The 19,402-nt window shown below is 58.6% G+C and carries 23 protein-coding genes and 1 tRNA gene; 20 read left to right on the top strand and 4 right to left on the bottom strand.

Features of this window, described 5'->3' with window-relative positions; all coding sequences use genetic code 11:
• Positions 1-56: 56 nt before the first annotated feature.
• The 3 genes from DW49_RS1000000130595 to DW49_RS0119685 form a co-directional block, all read right to left on the bottom strand.
• A complete protein-coding gene (locus tag DW49_RS1000000130595; RefSeq protein ID WP_229687544.1) occupies positions 57-425 on the bottom strand; it encodes an AvrPphF family type III effector in 369 nt (122 codons plus the stop codon).
• A gap of 161 nt (positions 426-586) precedes the next feature.
• Positions 587-982 (bottom strand): type III secretion system chaperone family protein, encoded by a 396-nt coding sequence (locus tag DW49_RS0119690; RefSeq protein WP_024421368.1) that lies wholly within the window; start codon positions 980-982, stop codon positions 587-589.
• Positions 983-1,240: 258 nt separating this feature from the next.
• Positions 1,241-1,325, bottom strand: a tRNA-Leu gene (locus tag DW49_RS0119685).
• A 117-nt stretch (positions 1,326-1,442) separates the two neighbouring features.
• Here DW49_RS0119685 and queA point away from each other — a divergent pair.
• The 6 genes from queA (at position 1,443) to DW49_RS0119655 (ending at position 7,526) form a co-directional block, all read left to right on the top strand.
• Positions 1,443-2,507 (top strand): tRNA preQ1(34) S-adenosylmethionine ribosyltransferase-isomerase QueA, encoded by a 1,065-nt coding sequence (gene queA, locus DW49_RS0119680; protein ID WP_005615739.1) that lies wholly within the window; start codon positions 1,443-1,445, stop codon positions 2,505-2,507.
• A gap of 14 nt (positions 2,508-2,521) precedes the next feature.
• Positions 2,522-3,637: a tRNA guanosine(34) transglycosylase Tgt gene (tgt, locus tag DW49_RS0119675; RefSeq protein ID WP_005736309.1), complete on the top strand. Its 1,116-nt coding sequence runs from the start codon at positions 2,522-2,524 to the stop codon at positions 3,635-3,637.
• 53 nt (positions 3,638-3,690) lie between these two features.
• A complete protein-coding gene (yajC, locus tag DW49_RS0119670) occupies positions 3,691-4,026 on the top strand; it encodes a preprotein translocase subunit YajC (protein ID WP_002552468.1) in 336 nt (111 codons plus the stop codon).
• Positions 4,027-4,088: 62 nt separating this feature from the next.
• On the top strand, positions 4,089-5,957 hold the full coding sequence (secD, locus tag DW49_RS0119665; RefSeq protein ID WP_024420319.1) for a protein translocase subunit SecD: 1,869 nt from the start codon (positions 4,089-4,091) through the stop codon (positions 5,955-5,957).
• A 9-nt stretch (positions 5,958-5,966) separates the two neighbouring features.
• Positions 5,967-6,878 (top strand): protein translocase subunit SecF, encoded by a 912-nt coding sequence (gene secF / locus DW49_RS0119660; RefSeq protein ID WP_005615754.1) that lies wholly within the window; start codon positions 5,967-5,969, stop codon positions 6,876-6,878.
• 108 nt (positions 6,879-6,986) lie between these two features.
• Positions 6,987-7,526 (top strand): glycine zipper 2TM domain-containing protein, encoded by a 540-nt coding sequence (locus DW49_RS0119655; RefSeq protein WP_017682696.1) that lies wholly within the window; start codon positions 6,987-6,989, stop codon positions 7,524-7,526.
• A gap of 67 nt (positions 7,527-7,593) precedes the next feature.
• Here DW49_RS0119655 and suhB read toward each other — a convergent pair whose 3' ends face one another.
• Complete coding sequence (gene suhB, locus DW49_RS0119650) at positions 7,594-8,409, bottom strand: type III secretion system regulator SuhB (protein WP_005615756.1); 816 nt, start codon at positions 8,407-8,409, stop codon at positions 7,594-7,596.
• Positions 8,410-8,624: 215 nt separating this feature from the next.
• On the opposite strand from suhB, the gene trmJ reads away from it, so the two are divergent.
• From trmJ to DW49_RS0119575, 14 genes are all read left to right on the top strand, one after another.
• Positions 8,625-9,398 carry a tRNA (cytosine(32)/uridine(32)-2'-O)-methyltransferase TrmJ gene (gene trmJ, locus DW49_RS0119645; protein ID WP_005615758.1) on the top strand — a complete coding sequence of 258 codons (774 nt, stop codon included), beginning with the start codon at positions 8,625-8,627 and terminating at the stop codon, positions 9,396-9,398.
• On the top strand, positions 9,398-10,174 hold the full coding sequence (gene cysE, locus DW49_RS0119640; protein ID WP_005615761.1) for a serine O-acetyltransferase: 777 nt from the start codon (positions 9,398-9,400) through the stop codon (positions 10,172-10,174). Before trmJ ends, cysE begins: the two co-directional genes overlap by 1 nt.
• 159 nt (positions 10,175-10,333) lie before the next feature.
• Entirely contained in the window at positions 10,334-10,825 is a 492-nt protein-coding gene (gene iscR / locus DW49_RS0119630) for a Fe-S cluster assembly transcriptional regulator IscR (RefSeq protein WP_003380601.1), read from the top strand.
• Positions 10,826-10,869: 44 nt separating this feature from the next.
• On the top strand, positions 10,870-12,084 hold the full coding sequence (locus DW49_RS0119625) for an IscS subfamily cysteine desulfurase (protein WP_005615765.1): 1,215 nt from the start codon (positions 10,870-10,872) through the stop codon (positions 12,082-12,084).
• An 80-nt stretch (positions 12,085-12,164) separates the two neighbouring features.
• A complete protein-coding gene (gene iscU / locus DW49_RS0119620; RefSeq protein ID WP_003380603.1) occupies positions 12,165-12,551 on the top strand; it encodes a Fe-S cluster assembly scaffold IscU in 387 nt (128 codons plus the stop codon).
• Positions 12,552-12,593: 42 nt separating this feature from the next.
• Positions 12,594-12,917 (top strand): iron-sulfur cluster assembly protein IscA, encoded by a 324-nt coding sequence (gene iscA / locus DW49_RS0119615; RefSeq protein ID WP_003380604.1) that lies wholly within the window; start codon positions 12,594-12,596, stop codon positions 12,915-12,917.
• An 11-nt stretch (positions 12,918-12,928) separates the two neighbouring features.
• Positions 12,929-13,450 (top strand): co-chaperone HscB, encoded by a 522-nt coding sequence (hscB, locus tag DW49_RS0119610; protein ID WP_005615768.1) that lies wholly within the window; start codon positions 12,929-12,931, stop codon positions 13,448-13,450.
• A gap of 44 nt (positions 13,451-13,494) precedes the next feature.
• A complete protein-coding gene (gene hscA / locus DW49_RS0119605) occupies positions 13,495-15,357 on the top strand; it encodes a Fe-S protein assembly chaperone HscA (RefSeq protein WP_024420320.1) in 1,863 nt (620 codons plus the stop codon).
• A gap of 3 nt (positions 15,358-15,360) precedes the next feature.
• Positions 15,361-15,702, top strand: a complete 342-nt coding sequence (gene fdx, locus DW49_RS0119600) for an ISC system 2Fe-2S type ferredoxin (protein WP_005615771.1) — start codon at positions 15,361-15,363, stop codon at positions 15,700-15,702.
• A 14-nt stretch (positions 15,703-15,716) separates the two neighbouring features.
• Entirely contained in the window at positions 15,717-15,917 is a 201-nt protein-coding gene (gene iscX, locus DW49_RS0119595) for a Fe-S cluster assembly protein IscX (protein ID WP_003314176.1), read from the top strand.
• A 96-nt stretch (positions 15,918-16,013) separates the two neighbouring features.
• Positions 16,014-16,439: a nucleoside-diphosphate kinase gene (ndk, locus tag DW49_RS0119590; RefSeq protein WP_002552482.1), complete on the top strand. Its 426-nt coding sequence runs from the start codon at positions 16,014-16,016 to the stop codon at positions 16,437-16,439.
• A gap of 33 nt (positions 16,440-16,472) precedes the next feature.
• The gene (rlmN, locus tag DW49_RS0119585; protein WP_003380610.1) at positions 16,473-17,621 is read left to right on the top strand and encodes a dual-specificity RNA methyltransferase RlmN; all 1,149 of its coding nucleotides are present in this window, start codon (positions 16,473-16,475) and stop codon (positions 17,619-17,621) included.
• 26 nt (positions 17,622-17,647) lie between these two features.
• Entirely contained in the window at positions 17,648-18,406 is a 759-nt protein-coding gene (pilW, locus tag DW49_RS0119580; protein ID WP_005615773.1) for a type IV pilus biogenesis/stability protein PilW, read from the top strand.
• Positions 18,406-19,401: a RodZ domain-containing protein gene (locus tag DW49_RS0119575; protein ID WP_005615774.1), complete on the top strand. Its 996-nt coding sequence runs from the start codon at positions 18,406-18,408 to the stop codon at positions 19,399-19,401. The genes pilW and DW49_RS0119575 overlap by 1 nt, the downstream gene beginning before the upstream one ends.
• The last annotated feature ends 1 nt before the right edge of the window (position 19,402 follow it).

Below are 19,402 nucleotides of genomic sequence, written 5' to 3'. Positions count from 1 at the left end.
CCTATCGAAATGATGACGGCAATGATGTCCAAGCATCATGAGAGTCCATCCCTAACTCAATAGCCGGGTGTTGCACTCAGCCTCTGAAACCGCCCCCCTAAAATACTGGCGAGCGGATTAAGCTGCAGTTCTTCGTGCAAGTTGACACGTGCAATAGACTTTGGATTGCCGGCCAATTTGCCTTCCTGTATAAAACGCTTCTCGGTTGTTCTGTACAGTGGCGTATCATTGTTAATCCTGAGTTTTCTCATGGGGTCATGAGTATTCAGAAACTGTTCTCTCTGGCTGGCCGAGAGCTGATGAATAGAGGTCAGGGTTTCCCCGCCAATACGATGACTCGGTGTGGGCGAGCCTGACATGTTTCGTGGGATGGCAGTTGAGCTATAAATCGGGTGAGCGCCCGAGGTGTCAGGTATAGTACTCATCATAATATCCTTTTCTAAAGTGCCAGCGTGTGCGGTGGGTGCACCGGTACGGCTTTATTGCGATAGCACGCCTGTGGGCGATGTACAACTGCTCCGTTTTGCGAAGCGCGATATGAGCACATGCTCAAGAGTGCTGTCGAGCTGCCGTCCACTTGCTTGTTTTAATTGAGCTTGAATGTCGCTCTGATGCCGCCTGCTACATCGAGCAAGTCCTCGAATACCTTGCGCATTTCAACGGTATTCATTTCAATCAATGGAATGCGTGTGTGCAGTACGCCGACCTTTTCTCCGTTCATTCCAAAGGTGAAGAAGGGCTTTCCAAGACTGAAATTGTTCAGTTGAAGTGCGTGGCTGAGCGTGTCATTGCTGGCGTCTTGAAGTTGTCCGATTGTGGCGGAGAAATGCACCCATCGACAGTCGTCCTGATAAATGTTTACTTCGAGCCCGCTCTGGAATTTGAAGCAATAGACTTCATTGTCATGTTTCTTGTTCGGCAAATTCGGCATGCTGTAGTCTTTCGCCAAACCGTCGACAAGAAGATCTAATGAGTTTTTCATCGTGCACCTCAGCGAATCTGAAGACGCTGCGTGGTCATCGAGAGGTATCAGGTTCCATTTTTGCTCGATTCAGTGGATGGAGAGGCCACGCTATGGCACGGCCGTCATGCGAAAATGTCGGCGCTAAATTTGGAGCAGGGGCATGCTCTGCAAGAGCGGATGGCGCTTCATGCCACTCCTGAGCAAGTGGCACGGCGTGAGACCACTTTCTACCAGACGAAAAAAAAGACCTTGAATTTCAAGGTCTTTTCTCAATGGTGGTGCCCCGAGGGAGAATCGAACTCCCACTTCTTTCGAAAACGGATTTTGAATCCGCCGCGTCTACCAATTCCGCCATCAGGGCTCAATGGCGGCGAAGTATAAGGATGAGTTTTCCGTTGGTCAACAGGGATTTACGCAGGTTTTTTACTAATGCCGTCAAACCGGATAAACTTCCCGGCCCTGCTAAACGAACCCGATCATGCGCGTCGCTGACTTTACCTTCGAACTCCCCGATTCCCTGATTGCTCGTCACCCGTTGGCCGAGCGTCGCAGCAGTCGTCTGTTGACCCTTGATGGGCCGACGGGCGCGCTGGCACATCGTCAATTCACCGATTTGCTTGAGCATTTGCGCTCTGGCGACTTGATGGTGTTCAACAATACCCGTGTCATCCCCGCACGTTTGTTCGGGCAGAAGGCGTCCGGCGGCAAGCTGGAGATTCTGGTCGAGCGCGTGCTGGACAGCCATCGTGTGCTGGCGCATGTGCGTGCCAGCAAGTCGCCCAAGCCGGGTTCGTCGATCCTGATCGATGGCGGCGGCGAGGCCGAGATGGTGGCGCGGCATGACGCGCTGTTCGAGTTGCGCTTTGCCGAAGAAGTGCTGCCGTTGCTGGATCGTGTCGGGCACATGCCGTTGCCTCCTTATATAGATCGCCCGGACGAAGGTGCGGACCGCGAGCGTTACCAGACCGTTTACGCCCAACGCGCCGGTGCGGTGGCGGCGCCGACTGCCGGCCTGCATTTCGACCAGCCGTTGCTGGAGGCGATTGCCGCCAAGGGCGTCGAGACCGCTTTCGTCACGTTGCACGTCGGCGCAGGTACGTTCCAGCCGGTGCGTGTCGAGCAGATCGAAGATCACCACATGCACAGCGAATGGCTGGAAGTCAGCCAGGACGTGGTCGATGCCGTGGCGGCGTGCCGTGCGCGGGGCGGACGGGTGATTGCGGTCGGGACCACCAGCGTGCGTTCGCTGGAGAGTGCCGCGCGTGATGGCCAGTTGAAGCCGTTCAGCGGCGACACCGACATCTTCATCTATCCGGGGCGGCCGTTTCATGTGGTTGATGCCCTGGTGACCAATTTTCATTTGCCTGAATCCACGCTGCTGATGCTGGTTTCGGCGTTCGCCGGTTATCCCGAAACCATGGCGGCCTACGCGGCGGCCATCGAGCACGGGTACCGCTTCTTCAGTTACGGTGATGCCATGTTCATCACCCGCAATCCCGCGCCGACGGCCCCACAGGAATCGGCACCAGAGGATCACGCATGAGTCGCACCTGTCGTATGTCTTTCGAGTTGTTGGCCACCGATGGCAAGGCCCGTCGCGGTCGCCTGACCTTTCCGCGTGGCGTGGTCGAGACCCCGGCGTTCATGCCGGTGGGCACCTACGGTACGGTCAAGGGCATGTTGCCGCGTGATATCGAGGCCACCGGTGCGCAGATGATTCTGGGCAATACCTTCCACTTGTGGCTGCGTCCCGGCACCGAGGTCATCAAGGGCCACGGCGACCTGCACGATTTCATGCAGTGGAAGGGGCCTATTCTGACCGACTCCGGCGGTTTTCAGGTGTTCAGCCTGGGCGCCATGCGCAAGATCAAAGAGGAGGGCGTGACCTTCGCCTCTCCGGTCGATGGCGCCAAGGTGTTCATGGGCCCGGAGGAGTCGATGCAGGTCCAGCGTGACCTGGGCTCGGACGTCGTGATGATTTTCGATGAGTGCACGCCGTACCCGGCCGACGAAGACGTAGCGCGAGTGTCCATGGAGCTGTCGTTGCGCTGGGCCAAGCGTTCCAAGGTCGCGCACGGCGAAAACACAGCCGCGCTGTTCGGCATCGTCCAGGGTGGCATGCACGAGAACCTGCGCAAGCGCTCGCTTGAAGGCCTGGATGAGATCGGCTTTGACGGCCTGGCGATTGGCGGTCTGTCGGTGGGCGAGCCCAAGCACGAGATGATCAAGGTGCTGGATTACCTGCCGGGCCTTATGCCAGCAGACAAGCCTCGTTACTTGATGGGTGTAGGCAAGCCTGAAGATCTGGTCGAAGGTGTGCGCCGTGGCGTTGATATGTTCGATTGTGTCATGCCGACCCGCAACGCCCGCAACGGCCACCTGTTCATCGATACCGGTGTGCTGAAAATCCGTAACGCGTTCCATCGCCACGACAATACGCCGCTGGATCCGACCTGCGATTGCTACACCTGCAAGAACTTCTCGCGCGCTTATCTGCATCACCTGGACAAGTGCGGCGAAATGCTGGGGAGCATGCTCAATACGATCCACAATTTGCGGCACTACCAGCTGCTGATGGCTGGTTTGCGCGAGGCTATTCAACAGGGTACATTGGCCGCCTTCGTCGATGCCTTCTATGCCAAACGCGGCCTTCCAACGCCGCCTCTGGGTTGAAACAGAACGAGTTTTTCCTGCTTTTTATACTAATTATGTAACTGGAGCGACAAATGAGCTTTTTCATCTCTCCCGCTTTTGCGGATGCTGCTGCACCTGCTGCCGGTCCTGCGGGCAGTGGTTTCGAGTGGATCTTTCTGGTCGGCTTTCTGGTCATCTTCTATCTGATGATCTGGCGTCCACAGGCCAAGCGCGCCAAAGAGCAGAAAAACCTGCTGGGCAACCTGCAGAAAGGCGACGAAGTCGTGACCAGCGGCGGTATCGCCGGCAAGATCAACAAAGTGACCGATGACTTCGTGGTAATCGAAGTGTCCGACACCGTTGAGCTGAAAATCCAGAAAGGCGCCATCGCGGCCACTCTGCCTAAAGGCACCCTGAAAGCGATCTGAGTAGCAACTTTTACCCATCGACGGGGCGCGCAAGGCGCCCCGCGTTTTAAGCGGGCGGCGTGATGCTGAACAAATACCCTCTGTGGAAATACGTACTGATCCTGGCGGTGCTGGTGGTCGGTTTCATTTATTCCGCACCCAATCTCTACCCTGATGATTCTGCCATCCAGATCAGCGGCGCGAGCACTGCGTTGCAAGTCAATCAGGCAGACGTGGATCGTGCAGCCAAGGCGCTTACCGATGCCGGCATCTCGGTCAAGGCTTCTTCTCTGGCCGAGAATGGCAAGGGCGGTTTGTTGCGTCTGAGCAAGCAGGAAGATCAGTTGCCAGCCAAGGATGTCGTGCGCAAGGCGTTGGGTGATGACTATGTTGTCGCACTGAACCTGGCGCGTACCACGCCGACCTGGTTACGTAACCTGGGCGCAAGCCCGATGAAGCTCGGCCTCGACCTGTCCGGTGGTGTGCACTTCCTGCTGGAAGTCGACATGGACAAGGCGATCGATGCGCGTCTGAAAGTCTACGAAGGCGAAGTCAAATCCCTGTTGCGCAAGGAAAAGGCGCGTTATCGCAGCCTGCCGCAGTTGGGCAACGTGATCCAGCTGGGCTTTACCGATGATGCAGAGCGCGAGCAGGCTCGTGCACTGGTGCGCAAGACCTTCACCGATTTCGAGATCACGCCTGCCGAGCTGAACGGTATTCCCGTACTGCGCATGGCGCTGACCCCGGCCAAACTGGCCGAGATTCGTGAATACTCGATCAAGCAGAACCTGACCACCGTCCGTAACCGGGTCAACGAGCTGGGTGTTGCCGAGCCGCTGGTTCAGCGTCAGGGTGCCAACCGCATCGTGGTCGAGCTGCCGGGTGTGCAGGACACGGCCGAAGCCAAGCGTATTCTGGGCAAGACCGCCAACCTCGAGTTCCGTCTGGGCGCAGGCCCGGATGATTCGAAGGGCACCACCGAAATGTTCGAATTCCGCGAGGGCGGACGTCCGGCAGCGGCAGTGGAGCGTGGTCTGATCATCACCGGCGACCAGGTGACTGATGCCAAGGCCAGCTTTGACGAGCATGGCCGTCCACAGGTGAACATCAACCTTGATGGTCACGGTGGCGAACTGATGAGCCGCGCAACCCGTAGCAATGTGGGTCGCAGCATGGCGGTGATCTTCATCGAGCAGCGTCCGACCACCACTTACACCAAGCAGATGGTCAACGGCGTCGAGAAAGACGTGCCGGCGCAGACCTTCAAGGAAGAAAAGAAAATCATCAGCCTGGCGACCATCCAGTCGCCGCTGGGCAGTCAGTTCCGGATTACCGGCCTGAATGGTCAGGGTGAATCTTCCGAGCTGGCCCTGCTGTTGCGCGCTGGCGGTCTGGCTGCGCCGATGTACTTCGCTGAAGAGCGCACCATCGGTCCGAGCCTGGGTGCCGACAACATCACCAAGGGTATCGACGCTTCCCTGTGGGGCATGCTGTTCGTATCCATCTTCATCATGGCGATCTACCGTTTCTTCGGTCTGATCGCTACCGTTGCCCTGGCCCTGAACATGGTCATGTTGCTGGCGCTGATGTCCTTGCTGGGTGCCACACTGACCCTGCCGGGTATCGCCGGTATCGTGTTGACCATGGGGATGGCGGTGGATGCCAACGTGCTGATCTTCTCGCGTATCCGTGAAGAGATCGCCAATGGCATGACGGTGCAACGCGCTATCAACGAAGGTTTCGATCGTGCCTACACGGCGATCCTCGACGCCAACCTGACGACGCTGCTGGTCGGCGGCATTCTCTTTGCGATGGGCACCGGCCCGGTCAAAGGGTTTGCGGTGACCATGTCGCTCGGGATCTTTACCTCGATGTTCACGGCCATCATGGTGACCCGCGCTATGGTCAACCTGATCTACGGCGGTCGTGACTTCAAGAAGTTGTGGATTTAAGGGGCTGCCATGTTACGTACCATCAACTTCATGGGCGTTCGCAATGTTGCGTTCGCCATCACGATGCTCCTTACCGCACTGGCGTTGTTCAGCTGGTTCCATAAAGGGCTCAACTTTGGTCTGGACTTCACCGGCGGTACGCTCATCGAGCTGACCTACGAGCGTCCAGCCGATCTGGGCAAGGTTCGTCAGGAGCTGGTTTCGGCCGGTTATCACGAAGCTGTTGTGCAGAGCTTTGGCGCAACGACTGACTTGCTGGTGCGCATGCCGGGTGAAGACCCGCAATTGGGCACTCAGGTCGCTGAAGCGTTGCGCAAGGCCGGTGCCGATAACCCGGCGGTGGTCAAGCGTGTCGAGTTCGTCGGCCCGCAGGTCGGCGAAGAGCTGCGTGATCAGGGTGGCCTCGGCATGCTGATGGCGCTGGGCGGCGTTCTGATTTACCTGGCGTTCCGCTTCCAGTGGAAGTTTGCCGTCGGCGCGATCATCTCGCTGATCCACGACGTGGTCGTGACGATGGGTATCCTGTCGTTCTTCCAGATTACCTTCGACCTGACGGTATTGGCGGCGGTGCTGGCGATCATCGGTTACTCGCTGAACGACACCATCGTGGTCTTCGACCGGGTTCGCGAAAACTTCCGCCTGCTGCGCAAGGCTTCGCTGATCGAGAACATCAACATCTCCACCACGCAGACACTGCTACGCACCGTTGCCACCTCGGTTTCGACCCTGTTGGCGATCTCTGCGTTGTGGGCGTTCGGCGGCGACAGCCTGGAAGGCTTCTCCATTGCGTTGTTCATCGGTGTGCTGGCGGGTACCTACTCGTCTATCTACATCGCCAACGTGGTGCTGATCTGGCTGAACCTGACCACCGAGGATCTGATCCCGCCGGTGGTTGTCGAGAAGGCTGACGACCTCCCGTAGGTCCGGCCATCATAAAAAAGGCGCGAGTGCTGAACTCGCGCCTTTTTTTATGCTCCAAGGCTAGGCATTGCGCAGTCATGCTGCGTTTCGATTGGTCAGGAGGTTCAAGTGAACAAGTCTATGCTTGTTGGTGCTGTGTTAGGTGCTGCTGTGGTAACTGCTGGCGGCGCCGTTGCCACCTATAGCCTGGTCAAGGGTGGTCCTGAATATGCGGACGTATTGGCGGTCGAGCCAATTAATCAGCAGATCAAAACCCCCCGTGAAGTTTGCAAGGACGTAACCGTTACCCATCAGGCGCCGGTCAAGGACCAGCACCAGATCGTGGGTAGCGTCATCGGCGCAGTTGCTGGCGGTTTGCTCGGCAACCAGGTCGGCGGCGGCAACGGCAAGAAGCTCGCAACCGTAGCGGGTGCGGTCGGTGGCGGTTACGCAGGTAACAAGGTGCAGGAAGGCATGCAGGAGCGTGATACCTACACCACGACGCAGAACCGTTGCACCACCGTCAACGATGTGAGCGACAAGGTAGTGGGCTACAACGTCAAGTACAAGCTGAACGAGAAGGTTGGTCAGGTTCGTATGGCGAGCGATCCGGGCAGCCGGATTCCGGTCGACAAGGAAGGTCAGCTGATATTGGGTCAGGCGCAATAACGCCTGCCGCTGAGCTTCTTCAAGGCATAAAAAAACCGGCGAAAGCCGGTTTTTTTACATCTGCAGCTTAGCGCTTGAGCGAAGCGGGCAGGTGCGGTGCGATGGCTGTCAGAACGGCCTTGAAGCACTTGGTGTTGCCGGCGACGATGTGGCCTTTTTCAAGGAAGTCGTGACCGCCGGTGAAATCGCTGACCAGGCCGCCTGCTTCCTGAATCAGCAGTGCGCCTGCGGCCATGTCCCACTCGGACAGGCCCGACTCCCAGAACGCATCGAAACGGCCGGCAGCGACATAGGCCAGGTCGAGGCTGGCAGCGCCTGCACGACGAATGCCGGCGGTCTGGCCGACCAGGCTGCGGAACATACCCAGGTAGTTTTCGAGGTTGTCCATCTGGTTGTCACGGAACGGGAAGCCCGTGCCTAGCAGGGCGCCTTCCAGGCTCTTGCGCTGGCTGACGCGCAGACGGCGACCGTTCAGGGCTGCGCCGCGACCACGGCTGGCGGTGAATTCTTCCTGGCGAACCGGGTCAAGAATGACGGCTTGCTCAAGGCGACCGCGGTATTTGCAGGCGATGCTGACCGCGAAGTGAGGAATGCCGCGAACGAAGTTGGTGGTGCCGTCCAGTGGGTCGATGATCCACAGGTAGTCGGTGCCTTCGCCGCTGCCTTCGTGCATGCCGCTTTCTTCGCCAAGGATGCCGTGAGTCGGATAGGCCTTGCGCAGGGCGGTGATGATGCTCAGCTCGGCGGCACGGTCGATCTCTGTGACGTAGTCTTTGGCTTCTTTTTCGTCAACCTTGATGGTATCCAAGCGCTCGATGGAGCGGAAAATCAATTCGCTGGCGCTGCGGGCGGCGCGCAGCGCGATATTCAGCATGGGCTGCATGGACAATTCACCTAAGGTTGTTAAAGAGAGCCGGGCATTCTATGGGCTGATTCGAATTATTTCCAGCCTTGCGTTGTTACGGTTGTCGGGTTCGCGTGTGTTTTTTCGCCTCTCGGGCGCGCTGTCACGATCTTCAGGGCTTTACGGCTTCATAGCGTTAGGCGAGTCGTTTCTGTAAGATTTGCCCCCCTAATTCGCATCAGTGAGCATTTGCTTTGTTGCAGAACATCCGTGTTGTCCTGGTCGGCACTACCCATCCCGGTAATATCGGCGGGGCCGCTCGCGCCATGAAAAACATGGGGCTCGCGCGTCTGGTACTGGTCGATCCGCGAATCTTTCCTTCGCCCGATGCCGATGCACGGGCGTCTGGCGCCACCGATATTCTGGAAGGCGCGCAGGTGGTTGCGACGCTTGAAGAGGCGTTGGTCGGCTGTCGCCTTGTGCTGGGCACCAGTGCGCGTGATCGCAGCCTGCCGTGGCCGTTGCTTGATCCGCGCGCTTCCGGTGAGAAGGTCATCGAACAGGCCGGGGAGGGTGCTGAAGTGGCGCTGGTCTTTGGTCGCGAGCACGCAGGCCTGACCAACGAAGAGCTGCAGCGCTGTCACTTCCATGTGCACATTCCGTCGGACCCCACGTTCAGCTCGCTCAACCTCGCCGCTGCCGTGCAAGTGCTCAGCTATGAAGTGCGCATGGCCTGGCTGGCGGCTTCGGTGCAGGCAGGTCAGGGCGAAACGCCCAAGGCTGCGTCGGCGCATAATGCCGAGCTGGCGACGATGGATGAGATGGAAGGTTTCTATGGTCATCTGGAAACCACGCTGGTGGACATCGGCTTCCTTGACCCGGAAAAACCACGGCACCTGATGGCACGGCTGCGCAGGCTGTTCGGTCGCAGTGAAGTGGAGCGCTCCGAGCTGAGTATTCTGCGCGGCGTCCTCACCGAAACCCAGAAAGCCGCACGCGGTGAACCCTACAAACGGAAGGACCAGTAATGTTCGAGCGTCTGCGAGAAGACATTCAAAGCGTATTTCATCGCGACCCTGCGGCGCGTAACGCTTTTGAAGTCCTGACCTGCTACCCGGGCATGCACGCCATCTGGCTGCACCGTTTCGCTCATGTTCTGTGGCGCAATGGCTGGAAATGGCTTGCGCGAGTGGTGTCCAGCTTCGGCCGCTGGATGACCGGTATCGAGATTCATCCGGGCGCACGCATAGGCCGTCGCTTCTTCATTGATCACGGCATGGGCATCGTGATCGGCGAAACCGCCGAAATCGGCAATGACGTGACGCTTTATCAGGGTGTGACCCTGGGCGGTACCAGCTGGAACGCCGGCAAGCGCCACCCCACGCTGGAAGACGGTGTGGTCGTGGGTGCCGGTGCCAAGGTGCTAGGGCCGTTCACGGTGGGCGCAGGCGCCAAGATCGGTTCCAACGCCGTGGTGACCAAGGCCGTGCCTGCGGGCGCGACCGCCGTGGGTATTCCGGGGCGTATCATCATCAAGTCCGACGATGAAACCGAAGCCAGGCGCAAGGTCATGGCTGAAAAGCTCGGCTTCGATGCCTATGGTGTCAGTGGCGACATGCCAGACCCCATCGCCCGTGCCATCGGCCAGATGCTGGATCACCTGCAGGCGGTCGATGGCCGTCTTGAAGGCATGTGCGACGCCCTCGGCAGGCTGGGCAGCGATTATTGCGCCAAAGACCTTCCCGAGTTACGCGACGAGGTATTCGACTGCGTCAAGGATGCTCGCGAAGACACCGTCGGCTAGCGTACCCAGGCTGCGTGGCGCGTGCCATTGAGCTGCAGCTTTGCTATGATGCGGCCCGCACTTTTCGCTAATCCCGACTGTTTTACTTGGTCTAATAGTTGACTGATTTGCTCGGGAATAACATACTCGCTCTCATTCCGAACCTCTGCGGTATACGCCATGCGACTGACTACTAAAGGCCGATACGCTGTGACAGCCATGCTTGACCTGGCGTTGCATGCGCAGAACGGGCCAGTGTCTCTGGCCGACATCTCCGAGCGGCAGGGTATTTCCCTGTCTTACCTCGAGCAGCTGTTCGCCAAACTGCGTCGCGGCAACCTGGTTTCCAGTGTTCGCGGTCCGGGCGGCGGTTATCAGCTGTCTCGTGACATGAAAGGCATCCAGGTCGCTCAGGTTGTCGACGCGGTCAACGAATCGGTCGACGCCACGCGGTGTCAGGGGCTGGGTGATTGCCACGCTGGCGATACCTGCCTGACCCACCACTTGTGGTGCGACCTGAGCCAGCAGATTCACGAATTTCTAAGCGGTATCAGCTTGGCGGATCTTGTCACTCGCCGTGAGGTACAAGAAGTCGCTCAGCGCCAGGATATGCGTCGTGGTCATAACCACACGTCGCAACTGGGTAAGATCGAAACGTCCGCCGTCGAATGAACGCAGATGAATGAGCGGTGCGCCTGCCTGATAGGAGAGCTTCAATGAAATTGCCGATTTACCTCGATTACTCCGCGACGACCCCGGTCGACCCGCGTGTCGCGCAGAAAATGATCGAATGCCTGACGGTCGAAGGAAACTTCGGCAACCCTGCATCGCGCTCCCACGTCTTTGGCTGGAAAGCTGAAGAGGCGGTCGAGAACGCTCGTCGTCAGGTCGCCGATCTGGTCAGTGCCGACCCTCGTGAAATCGTCTGGACTTCGGGTGCCACCGAATCCAATAACCTGGCGATCAAGGGTGTTGCGCATTTCTATGCCAGCAAAGGCAAGCACCTGATCACTTCGAAGGTCGAGCACAAGGCTGTGCTGGACACCACGCGCCAACTGGAGCGTGAAGGTTTTGAAGTGACCTACATCGAGCCGGGCGAAGACGGTCTGATCACGCCATCGATGATTGAAGCCGCACTGCGCGACGACACCATTCTGGTGTCGATCATGCACGTGAACAACGAAATCGGCACCATCAACGACATCGCTGCCATTGGTGAGCTGACCCGTTCGCGTGGCGTGCTGTTCCATGTTGACGGCGCCCAGTCGACCGGCAAGGTTGAAATCGATCTGGCCAGCCTCAAGGTTGACCTGATGTCGTTCTCGGCGCACAAGACCTACGGTCCCAAAGGCATCGGCGCGCTGTATGTCAGCCGCAAACCGCGGGTCCGCCTTGAAGCGGCCATGCACGGTGGTGGTCACGAGCGCGGCATGCGTTCCGGTACACTGGCGACGCACCAGATTGTCGGTATGGGTGAAGCGTTCCGTATCGCCAAGGAGGAAATGGCCGCTGAAAGCGTGCGTATCAAAGCGCTGAGCGATCGCTTCTACAAACAGGTCGAAAATCTGGAAGAGCTCTACGTCAACGGCAGCATGATTGCCCGCGTACCGCACAACCTGAACCTGAGCTTCAACTATGTCGAAGGCGAGTCGCTGATCATGGCGCTCAAGGACCTGGCGGTATCGTCCGGTTCAGCCTGTACGTCGGCCTCGCTTGAGCCTTCGTATGTACTGCGCGCTCTGGGGCGTAACGACGAACTGGCGCACAGCTCGATTCGCTTCACCTTCGGTCGTTTCAGCACCGAAGAAGAGATCGATTACGCCGCGCAGAAGGTGTGCGAGGCTGTTACCAGGCTGCGTGCACTTTCGCCGCTGTGGGACATGTTCAAAGACGGCGTCGATATCTCCAAGATCGAGTGGGCGGCGCACTAATTTAAAGCCGCCTCCAAGACAGGTCATGTGCAACTTGCGTGACCTGCAGAGCGGTCCCCTGATGTGAGAGGAACAGAATCATGGCTTACAGCGAAAAGGTCATCGACCACTACGAAAACCCGCGCAACGTCGGCAAGATGAACGCGGAAGACCCTGATGTTGGCACCGGCATGGTCGGCGCTCCTGCGTGCGGCGACGTGATGCGCCTGCAGATCAAGGTCAACGAGCACGGCGTTATTGAAGACGCCAAGTTCAAGACCTACGGCTGCGGCTCGGCAATTGCCTCCAGCTCCTTGGCGACCGAGTGGATGAAGGGCAAGACTCTGGATGAAGCAGAGACCATCAAGAACACTCAGCTGGCTGAAGAACTGGCCCTGCCGCCGGTAAAGATTCACTGCTCGGTACTCGCCGAAGACGCCATCAAGGCGGCTGTTCGCGACTACAAGCAGAAGAAAGGCCTGCTGTAAGCGGGTCTTCCAAAAGAAGTCAGAGACAAGTAAGGAGCTCCGATGGCTATCAGCATGACAGAAGCTGCCGCTAACCACGTACGCCGTTCCCTTGACGGGCGCGGCAAGGGTGATGGCGTTCGTCTGGGTGTTCGCACCACAGGCTGTTCAGGTCTCGCCTATGTGCTTGAGTTCGTCGATGAGGCGGCCAGCGAAGACACCGTATTTGAATTGCACGGTGTCAAGGTGATCATCGACCCGAAAAGCCTGGTCTATCTGGATGGCACCGAGCTCGACTTCGTGCGCGAAGGGTTGAACGAAGGCTTCAAGTTCAACAACCCCAATTCGCGCGGTGAGTGCGGCTGTGGCGAAAGCTTCAACGTCTGAGGCTTTTTATTGTGGGCAGTCCCTGTCATTTTGCCCTGTTCGAACTCAAGCCCGAGTTTCAGCTTGATCTCGACCAGTTGGCAACGCGCTACCGTGAACTGGCGCGCAACGTCCACCCGGACCGCTTCGCTGACGCTTCCGAGCGTGAGCAACGTCTGGCGCTGGAGCGTTCTGCCAGTCTCAACGAAGCCTATCAGACCCTGAAGAGCCCGCCGAAACGGGCGCGTTACCTTCTGGCGATGAATGGCAACGAGGTGCCGCTTGAGGTCACCGTGCATGATCCTGAATTTCTTCTGCAGCAGATGCAATTGCGCGAAGATCTCGAGGACCTGCAGGACGAGGCCGATCTTGCCGGTGTGGCGACCTTCAAGCGTCAGCTCAAGGTCGCTCAGGACGAGCTGAACCAGAGCTTCGCTGCCTGTTGGAATGACGCTGCACAGCGCGAGCACGCTGAAAAGCTGATGCGGCGTATGCAGTTTCTCGACAAGCTTTCTCACGAAGTGCGCCAGCTAGAAGAGCGCCTCGACGATTAACCCCGCGCAGCTCCGGCTGCGCGCCAGTGATTATTCTGAACAGCATGGCCTTACTGCAAATCGCCGAACCCGGCCTGAGTCCTCAACCGCACCAGCGTCGTCTGGCTGTGGGTATCGACCTTGGCACCACCAATTCTCTGGTTGCTGCAGTGCGCAGCGGCCTGTCCGAACCGCTGGCCGATGCAGAAGGGCAGGTTATCCTGCCGTCTGCCGTTCGCTATCACGCGGGTCGCGTCGAAGTGGGGCTGACGGCGAAAGCCGCAGCCTCGCAGGACCCGTTCAACACCGTGCTGTCGGTCAAGCGCCTGATGGGCCGTGGCTTGTCCGACGTCAAGCAGTTGGGCGAGCAGTTGCCGTACCGCTTCGTCGGCGGTGAATCGCACATGCCGTTCATTGACACTGTGCAGGGGCCGAAAAGCCCGGTTGAAGTGTCTGCCGACATTCTCAAGGTGTTACGTCAGCGTGCTGAAGCGGCGCTGGGCGGCGAACTGGTCGGTGCGGTCATCACCGTTCCGGCCTATTTCGATGACTCTCAGCGTCAGGCGACCAAAGATGCCGCCAAACTGGCCGGCCTCAACGTGCTGCGCCTGCTCAATGAGCCGACCGCTGCGGCCGTTGCCTATGGTCTCGACCAGAAAGCCGAGGGCGTGATCGCCATCTACGACCTGGGCGGCGGGACCTTCGATATTTCGATCCTGCGCCTGACGGGCGGCGTCTTTGAAGTACTGGCCACTGGCGGTGATACCGCACTGGGCGGTGATGATTTCGATCATGCGATTGCCAGCTGGATCGTCACCGATGCCGGCCTGTCTGCCGATCTGGACCCTTCCGCACAGCGCAGCCTGTTACAGGCAGCCTGCTCGGCCAAGGAGGCGCTGACTGACGCCGAGTCCGTCGAGGTTGCTCACGGCGAGTGGCGCGGCACCCTGACTCGCGACGCGCTCAATGCGTTGATCGAGCCGATGATCGCGCGCAGCCTCAAAGCCTGCCGTCGTGCGGTGCGCGACACCGGCATCGAGCTTGAAGAGGTCGAAGCGGTGGTCATGGTCGGTGGTTCGACCCGTGTTCCGCGTGTGCGTGAGGCCGTCGCCGAATTGTTCGGCCGTCAGCCGCTGACCCAGATTGACCCGGATCAAGTGGTGGCCATTGGGGCTGCGATCCAGGCCGACACACTGGCAGGCAACAAGCGAGATGGCGGCGAACTGCTGTTGCTCGACGTGATTCCGCTGTCGCTGGGGCTCGAAACCATGGGCGGGCTCATGGAAAAGGTCATTCCGCGTAACACCACGATCCCTGTAGCGCGTGGTCAGGAATTCACCACTTACAAAGATGGTCAGACGGCCATGAAAATTCATGTCCTGCAGGGCGAGCGTGAGCTGGTCAGCGATTGCCGTTCCCTGGCTAGATTTGAATTGCGTGGCATCCCGCCGATGGTGGCGGGTGCGGCGAAGATCCGCGTCACGTTCCAGGTCGACGCTGACGGTTTGCTCAGTGTTTCAGCGCGTGAAATGGGCTCGGGCATCGAGTCGAGCATTCAGGTCAAGCCGTCCTACGGCCTGACCGATGGCGAAATCACCCGCATGCTCAAGGATTCCTTTGCGTACGCCGGTGATGACAAGGTTGCCCGCGTGCTGCGTGAGCATCAGGTTGACGCCGAGCGTCTGCTTGAAGCTGTTCAGGGCGCGCTGCACGCCGATGGCGAGCGCCTCCTCGATGAGGAAGAGCGCATGGTCATCAATCTGCAGATGGACGAATTACGTGAATTGATGCAAGGCACCGATGGTTACGCCATCGAGCAGCAGACCAAGCGTCTGTCGCAAGTGACCGATGCATTTGCAGCCCGACGCCTCGATTCGACGGTAAAAGCCGCACTGGCCGGGCGCAACTTGAATGAGATTGAGGAATAACTGATGCCGCAGGTGATTTTTCTGCCCCACGCCGAGCATTGCCCGGACGGGCTGGTTGTAGAAGTGGAGCCCGGTACGTCTATTCTCGAGATCGCCCACGAGCACCACATCGAGATCGAAAGCGCCTGTGGTGGCGTGTGTGCCTGCACCACCTGTCACTGCGTCATTCGCGAAGGTTTCAGTTCGCTGAATGAAGCGGACGAGCTGGAAGAGGACATGCTCGACAAAGCCTGGGGCCTGGAAGCGCAATCGCGTCTATCCTGTCAGGCAATTGTCGGCACGGAAGACCTGACCGTCGAAATTCCCAAGTATTCGCTCAACCATGCTGCCGAAGCGCCGCACTGATTCAAGGATTGCTCATGAGTCTCAAATGGGTTGATGTGCAGGAAATTGCTATCCAGCTGGCTGAAAGCCACCCGGAAGTAAATCCGCTCACTGTGAGTTTCCCCAAGCTGCGTGGCCTGGTGATGGCCTTGCCTGAATTCGATGACCACCCGGACCGCAGCGGGGAAAAAGTCCTTGAAGCGATCCAGACATTGTGGATCGAAGAGCTGGATTGACGTTCAGTAACGTACGCCGTTAGGCAATACACCAGAACCCGCGTATAATTCGCGGGTTTAATTTTTCGCTTCAATCACTGTTTCTGGAGTTTCACCATGGCTGTTCAACGTACTTTCTCCATCATCAAGCCTGACGCCGTTGCAAAGAACGTAATCGGCGAGATCACCACTCGTTTCGAAAAAGCCGGTCTGCGCGTTGTCGCTTCCAAGCTGAAGCAGCTGTCCAAGGCCGAAGCTGAAGGTTTCTACGCTGAGCACAGCGCTCGTGGTTTCTTCGGCGACCTGGTTGCTTTCATGATCTCCGGCCCGGTTGTCGTTCAGGTTCTGGAAGGCGAAAACGCTATCGCTCTGAACCGTGAGCTGATGGGCGCTACCAACCCTAAAGAAGCTGCTGCCGGCACCATCCGCGCTGACTTCGCTGATTCCATCGACGCCAACGCTGTTCACGGTTCCGATTCGGAAGCCGCCGCTGCTCGCGAAATCTCGTACTTCTTCGCAGCTACCGAAGTAACCGCTCGCTAAGTCATTTTTGACTGACGAGTGAAGGGTGAATTCATGATTGCATCGACTGGTAAAACCAACCTGCTGGGGCTGACTCAACAGGAAATGGAGAAATTCTTCGACTCTATCGGGGAGAAGCGCTTCCGTGCCGGTCAGGTCATGAAGTGGATTCACCACTTCGGCGTCGATGATTTCGACGCAATGACGAACGTCAGCAAGGCCCTGCGCGAGAAGCTCAAGGCCTGCGCTGAAGTTCGCGGTCCTGAAGTGGTCAGCGAGGACATCTCCACCGACGGCACCCGCAAGTGGGTGGTGCGTGTAGAGTCCGGCAGCTGTGTCGAGACCGTCTATATTCCGCAGGGCAAGCGCGGCACCTTGTGTGTTTCGTCCCAGGCGGGCTGTGCCCTGGATTGCAGTTTCTGCTCCACCGGCAAGCAAGGCTTCAACAGCAACCTCACCGCCGCCGAAGTCATCGGCCAGGTGTGGATTGCCAACAAATCCTTTGGCAGCGTCCCGGCTACCGTCGACCGTGCCATCACCAACGTGGTGATGATGGGCATGGGCGAGCCGCTGCTGAACTTCGATAATGTCATTGCCGCCATGCATCTGATGATGGATGACCTGGGTTATGGCATTTCCAAACGCCGGGTGACGTTGTCCACCTCCGGTGTGGTGCCGATGATCGACGAGCTTTCCAAGCACATCGACGTCTCGCTGGCCCTGTCGCTGCACGCGCCAAACGACGCGCTGCGCAACCAGTTGGTGCCGATCAACAAGAAATACCCGTTGCAGATGCTTCTCGAGTCCTGCCGTCGCTACATGTCCAGTCTTGGCGAAAAACGTGTGCTCACCATTGAGTACACCATGCTCAAGGACATCAACGACAAGGTCGAGCACGCGGTCGAGATGATCGAGCTGCTCAAGGACACACCTTGCAAGATCAACCTGATCCCGTTCAACCCGTTTCCGCACTCCGGTTACGAGCGCCCAAGCAACAACGCAATCCGTCGTTTTCAGGACCTGTTGCATCAGGCCGGTTATAACGTCACTGTGCGCACCACGCGCGGTGAAGACATCGATGCTGCATGCGGCCAACTGGTCGGGCAGGTGATGGATCGCACGCGCCGTAGTGAACGCTACATTGCTGTGCGTGAGTTGAGCGCCGACGCCGATACGGCGCCGGCTGCAGGCACTCGAACCTGACTGCGAACCTGACCAAGAGAGACTCCATGTCTGTGCGTGCCTCGTTGCTGCTATGTGCTGTCGTGTTGTTGACGGGTTGCGTGTCCACGGGCAACGTCAACCCGATGACCACGACGCAGGGGCGTGAAGAGGCGCGCAGGGCCTACGTGCAACTGGGGCTGGGCTACTTTCAGCAGGGTCAGACCGAGCGCGCCAAGGTTCCGCTGAAAAAGGCACTTGAGCTCGACAGTTCAGATGCGCAGGCCAATGCTGCGCTGGCGCTGGTGTTTCAGACCGAAATGGAGCCGCAACTGGCCGAGCAATACTTTCGCAAGGCACTGGCTTCCAGTAACAACGAAACACGCATCGTCAATAATTACGGCAGCTTTCTGTTTGAGCAAAAGCGTTACCAGGAAGCTTACGAGCGGTTTGAGCAGGCCGCTGCCGACAACCTGTATCCTGAGCGGTCACGAGTCTTTGAAAGTCTGGGCATGACCTCGCTCAAGCTGGGCAATCGTGAGCAGGCCCGCGAGCAATTCACCAAGGCGCTGCGTCTGGATCGTCAACAGCCGCGTTCGTTACTGGAAATGGCTCAGTTGTATTACGAAGACAGGCAATATGTGCCCGCGCGTGATTATTACGACCGTTTTAGCCAACTCAGTGAGCAAAATGCACGTAGTCTATTGCTCGGCACACGTTTGGCGAAGGTCTACGATGACCGCAACAAGGCAGCCAGCTATGGCCTGCAATTGAAAAGACTCTATCCCGGTACGCCGGAATATCAGCAATACCTGTCGGAGCAATGATGAAAGCGGCGCATCCCGAAGTTGTAGCAACCACCCGCGTGAACCCTGGAGAAACATTGCGCCAGGCCCGCGAGAGCAGGAGCTGGTCGCTGCCAGATGTGGCTTTGAGGCTGAACCTCACCGTGACCTCCCTGAGCAATCTGGAGAACGGTAATTTTGAAAAGCTGCCTGGGCATACGTTTGCCCGGGGCTATGTGCGTGCCTACGCCAAACTGCTTGGCCTTGATCAAACCGCACTGGTCGAACAGTTCGATCAGTTCACCGGCACCGACGGCAAGGGCAGCTCTGTTCACGCCCTGGGCCGTATCGAAGAGCCTGTCAGGCTGTCACACAACATTTTGCGTATCGTCAGCCTGTTATTGCTGGTGATACTGGTCGGTGGCGGGTTTGTCTGGTGGCAGGATCAGGCTTCCTTGCGCGGCAAGGATCAGTCCGGGCTGAACATGGAACACGTCGAGGTCGAGAGCGCCGACGGCACCACCCAGATCCACCCGCTCGACGAACCGGAAGAGCCTGCCGTGGTTGAAGCCCCGCCCGCAGGTCAGACCTCGTTACCGCTGAACGCCGGTGCACCTGCCAGTGAGGCGCCAAGCGCTGCTCCTGCTGCTCCTGCTGCCGGTCACGCTGCTGCTCAGGCGCAAGCCCCTGCCGTGGCGACGCCGCCTGCAAGCACCACACAAGCGCCAGTGGCCTCGCCCAACGTGCCGTCCATGCCGACAACCCCTGCCGAGCAACCCGCGCCTGTCATGGCCGGTGCGGGTCAGGTCAGCGTGCAGTTCGTCGCCGATTGCTGGACCCAGGTCACTGACGGAAACGGCAAGGTGCTGGTCAGCGGCCTCAAGCGCAAGGGCGAGACCCTCGACGTCAGCGGCAAGCCACCTTTGACCCTGCGTCTGGGCTTCGCGCGCGGTGCGCAGGTCAGCTATAACGGTCAGGCGGTAGACGTGGCACCTTTCACCAGCGGCGAGACTGCTCGCCTGAAGCTAGGGCAATAAG

Source organism: Pseudomonas avellanae BPIC 631 (assembly GCF_000444135.1).
Classification (GTDB): domain Bacteria; phylum Pseudomonadota; class Gammaproteobacteria; order Pseudomonadales; family Pseudomonadaceae; genus Aquipseudomonas; species Aquipseudomonas avellanae.
This window is presented reverse-complemented; position numbering and strand designations above follow the sequence as displayed.

Excerpts from the sequence above, each read along its gene's own strand:
- iscA (WP_003380604.1), top strand. The coding sequence starts at position 12,594 with ATGGCTATCAGCATGACAGAAGCTGCCGCTAACCACGTACGCCGTTCC.
- iscU (WP_003380603.1), top strand. The coding sequence starts at position 12,165 with ATGGCTTACAGCGAAAAGGTCATCGACCACTACGAAAACCCGCGCAAC.
- iscX (WP_003314176.1), top strand. The coding sequence starts at position 15,717 with ATGAGTCTCAAATGGGTTGATGTGCAGGAAATTGCTATCCAGCTGGCT.
- fdx (WP_005615771.1), top strand. The coding sequence starts at position 15,361 with ATGCCGCAGGTGATTTTTCTGCCCCACGCCGAGCATTGCCCGGACGGG.
- yajC (WP_002552468.1), top strand. The coding sequence starts at position 3,691 with ATGAGCTTTTTCATCTCTCCCGCTTTTGCGGATGCTGCTGCACCTGCT.
- tgt (WP_005736309.1), top strand. The coding sequence starts at position 2,522 with ATGTCTTTCGAGTTGTTGGCCACCGATGGCAAGGCCCGTCGCGGTCGC.
- hscA (WP_024420320.1), top strand. The coding sequence starts at position 13,495 with ATGGCCTTACTGCAAATCGCCGAACCCGGCCTGAGTCCTCAACCGCAC.
- DW49_RS1000000130595 (WP_229687544.1), bottom strand. The coding sequence starts at position 425 with ATGAGTACTATACCTGACACCTCGGGCGCTCACCCGATTTATAGCTCA.
- iscR (WP_003380601.1), top strand. The coding sequence starts at position 10,334 with ATGCGACTGACTACTAAAGGCCGATACGCTGTGACAGCCATGCTTGAC.
- DW49_RS0119690 (WP_024421368.1), bottom strand. The coding sequence starts at position 982 with ATGAAAAACTCATTAGATCTTCTTGTCGACGGTTTGGCGAAAGACTAC.
- pilW (WP_005615773.1), top strand. The coding sequence starts at position 17,648 with ATGTCTGTGCGTGCCTCGTTGCTGCTATGTGCTGTCGTGTTGTTGACG.
- queA (WP_005615739.1), top strand. The coding sequence starts at position 1,443 with ATGCGCGTCGCTGACTTTACCTTCGAACTCCCCGATTCCCTGATTGCT.
- secF (WP_005615754.1), top strand. The coding sequence starts at position 5,967 with ATGTTACGTACCATCAACTTCATGGGCGTTCGCAATGTTGCGTTCGCC.
- cysE (WP_005615761.1), top strand. The coding sequence starts at position 9,398 with ATGTTCGAGCGTCTGCGAGAAGACATTCAAAGCGTATTTCATCGCGAC.
- secD (WP_024420319.1), top strand. The coding sequence starts at position 4,089 with ATGCTGAACAAATACCCTCTGTGGAAATACGTACTGATCCTGGCGGTG.
- DW49_RS0119625 (WP_005615765.1), top strand. The coding sequence starts at position 10,870 with ATGAAATTGCCGATTTACCTCGATTACTCCGCGACGACCCCGGTCGAC.
- ndk (WP_002552482.1), top strand. The coding sequence starts at position 16,014 with ATGGCTGTTCAACGTACTTTCTCCATCATCAAGCCTGACGCCGTTGCA.
- DW49_RS0119575 (WP_005615774.1), top strand. The coding sequence starts at position 18,406 with ATGAAAGCGGCGCATCCCGAAGTTGTAGCAACCACCCGCGTGAACCCT.
- suhB (WP_005615756.1), bottom strand. The coding sequence starts at position 8,409 with ATGCAGCCCATGCTGAATATCGCGCTGCGCGCCGCCCGCAGCGCCAGC.
- rlmN (WP_003380610.1), top strand. The coding sequence starts at position 16,473 with ATGATTGCATCGACTGGTAAAACCAACCTGCTGGGGCTGACTCAACAG.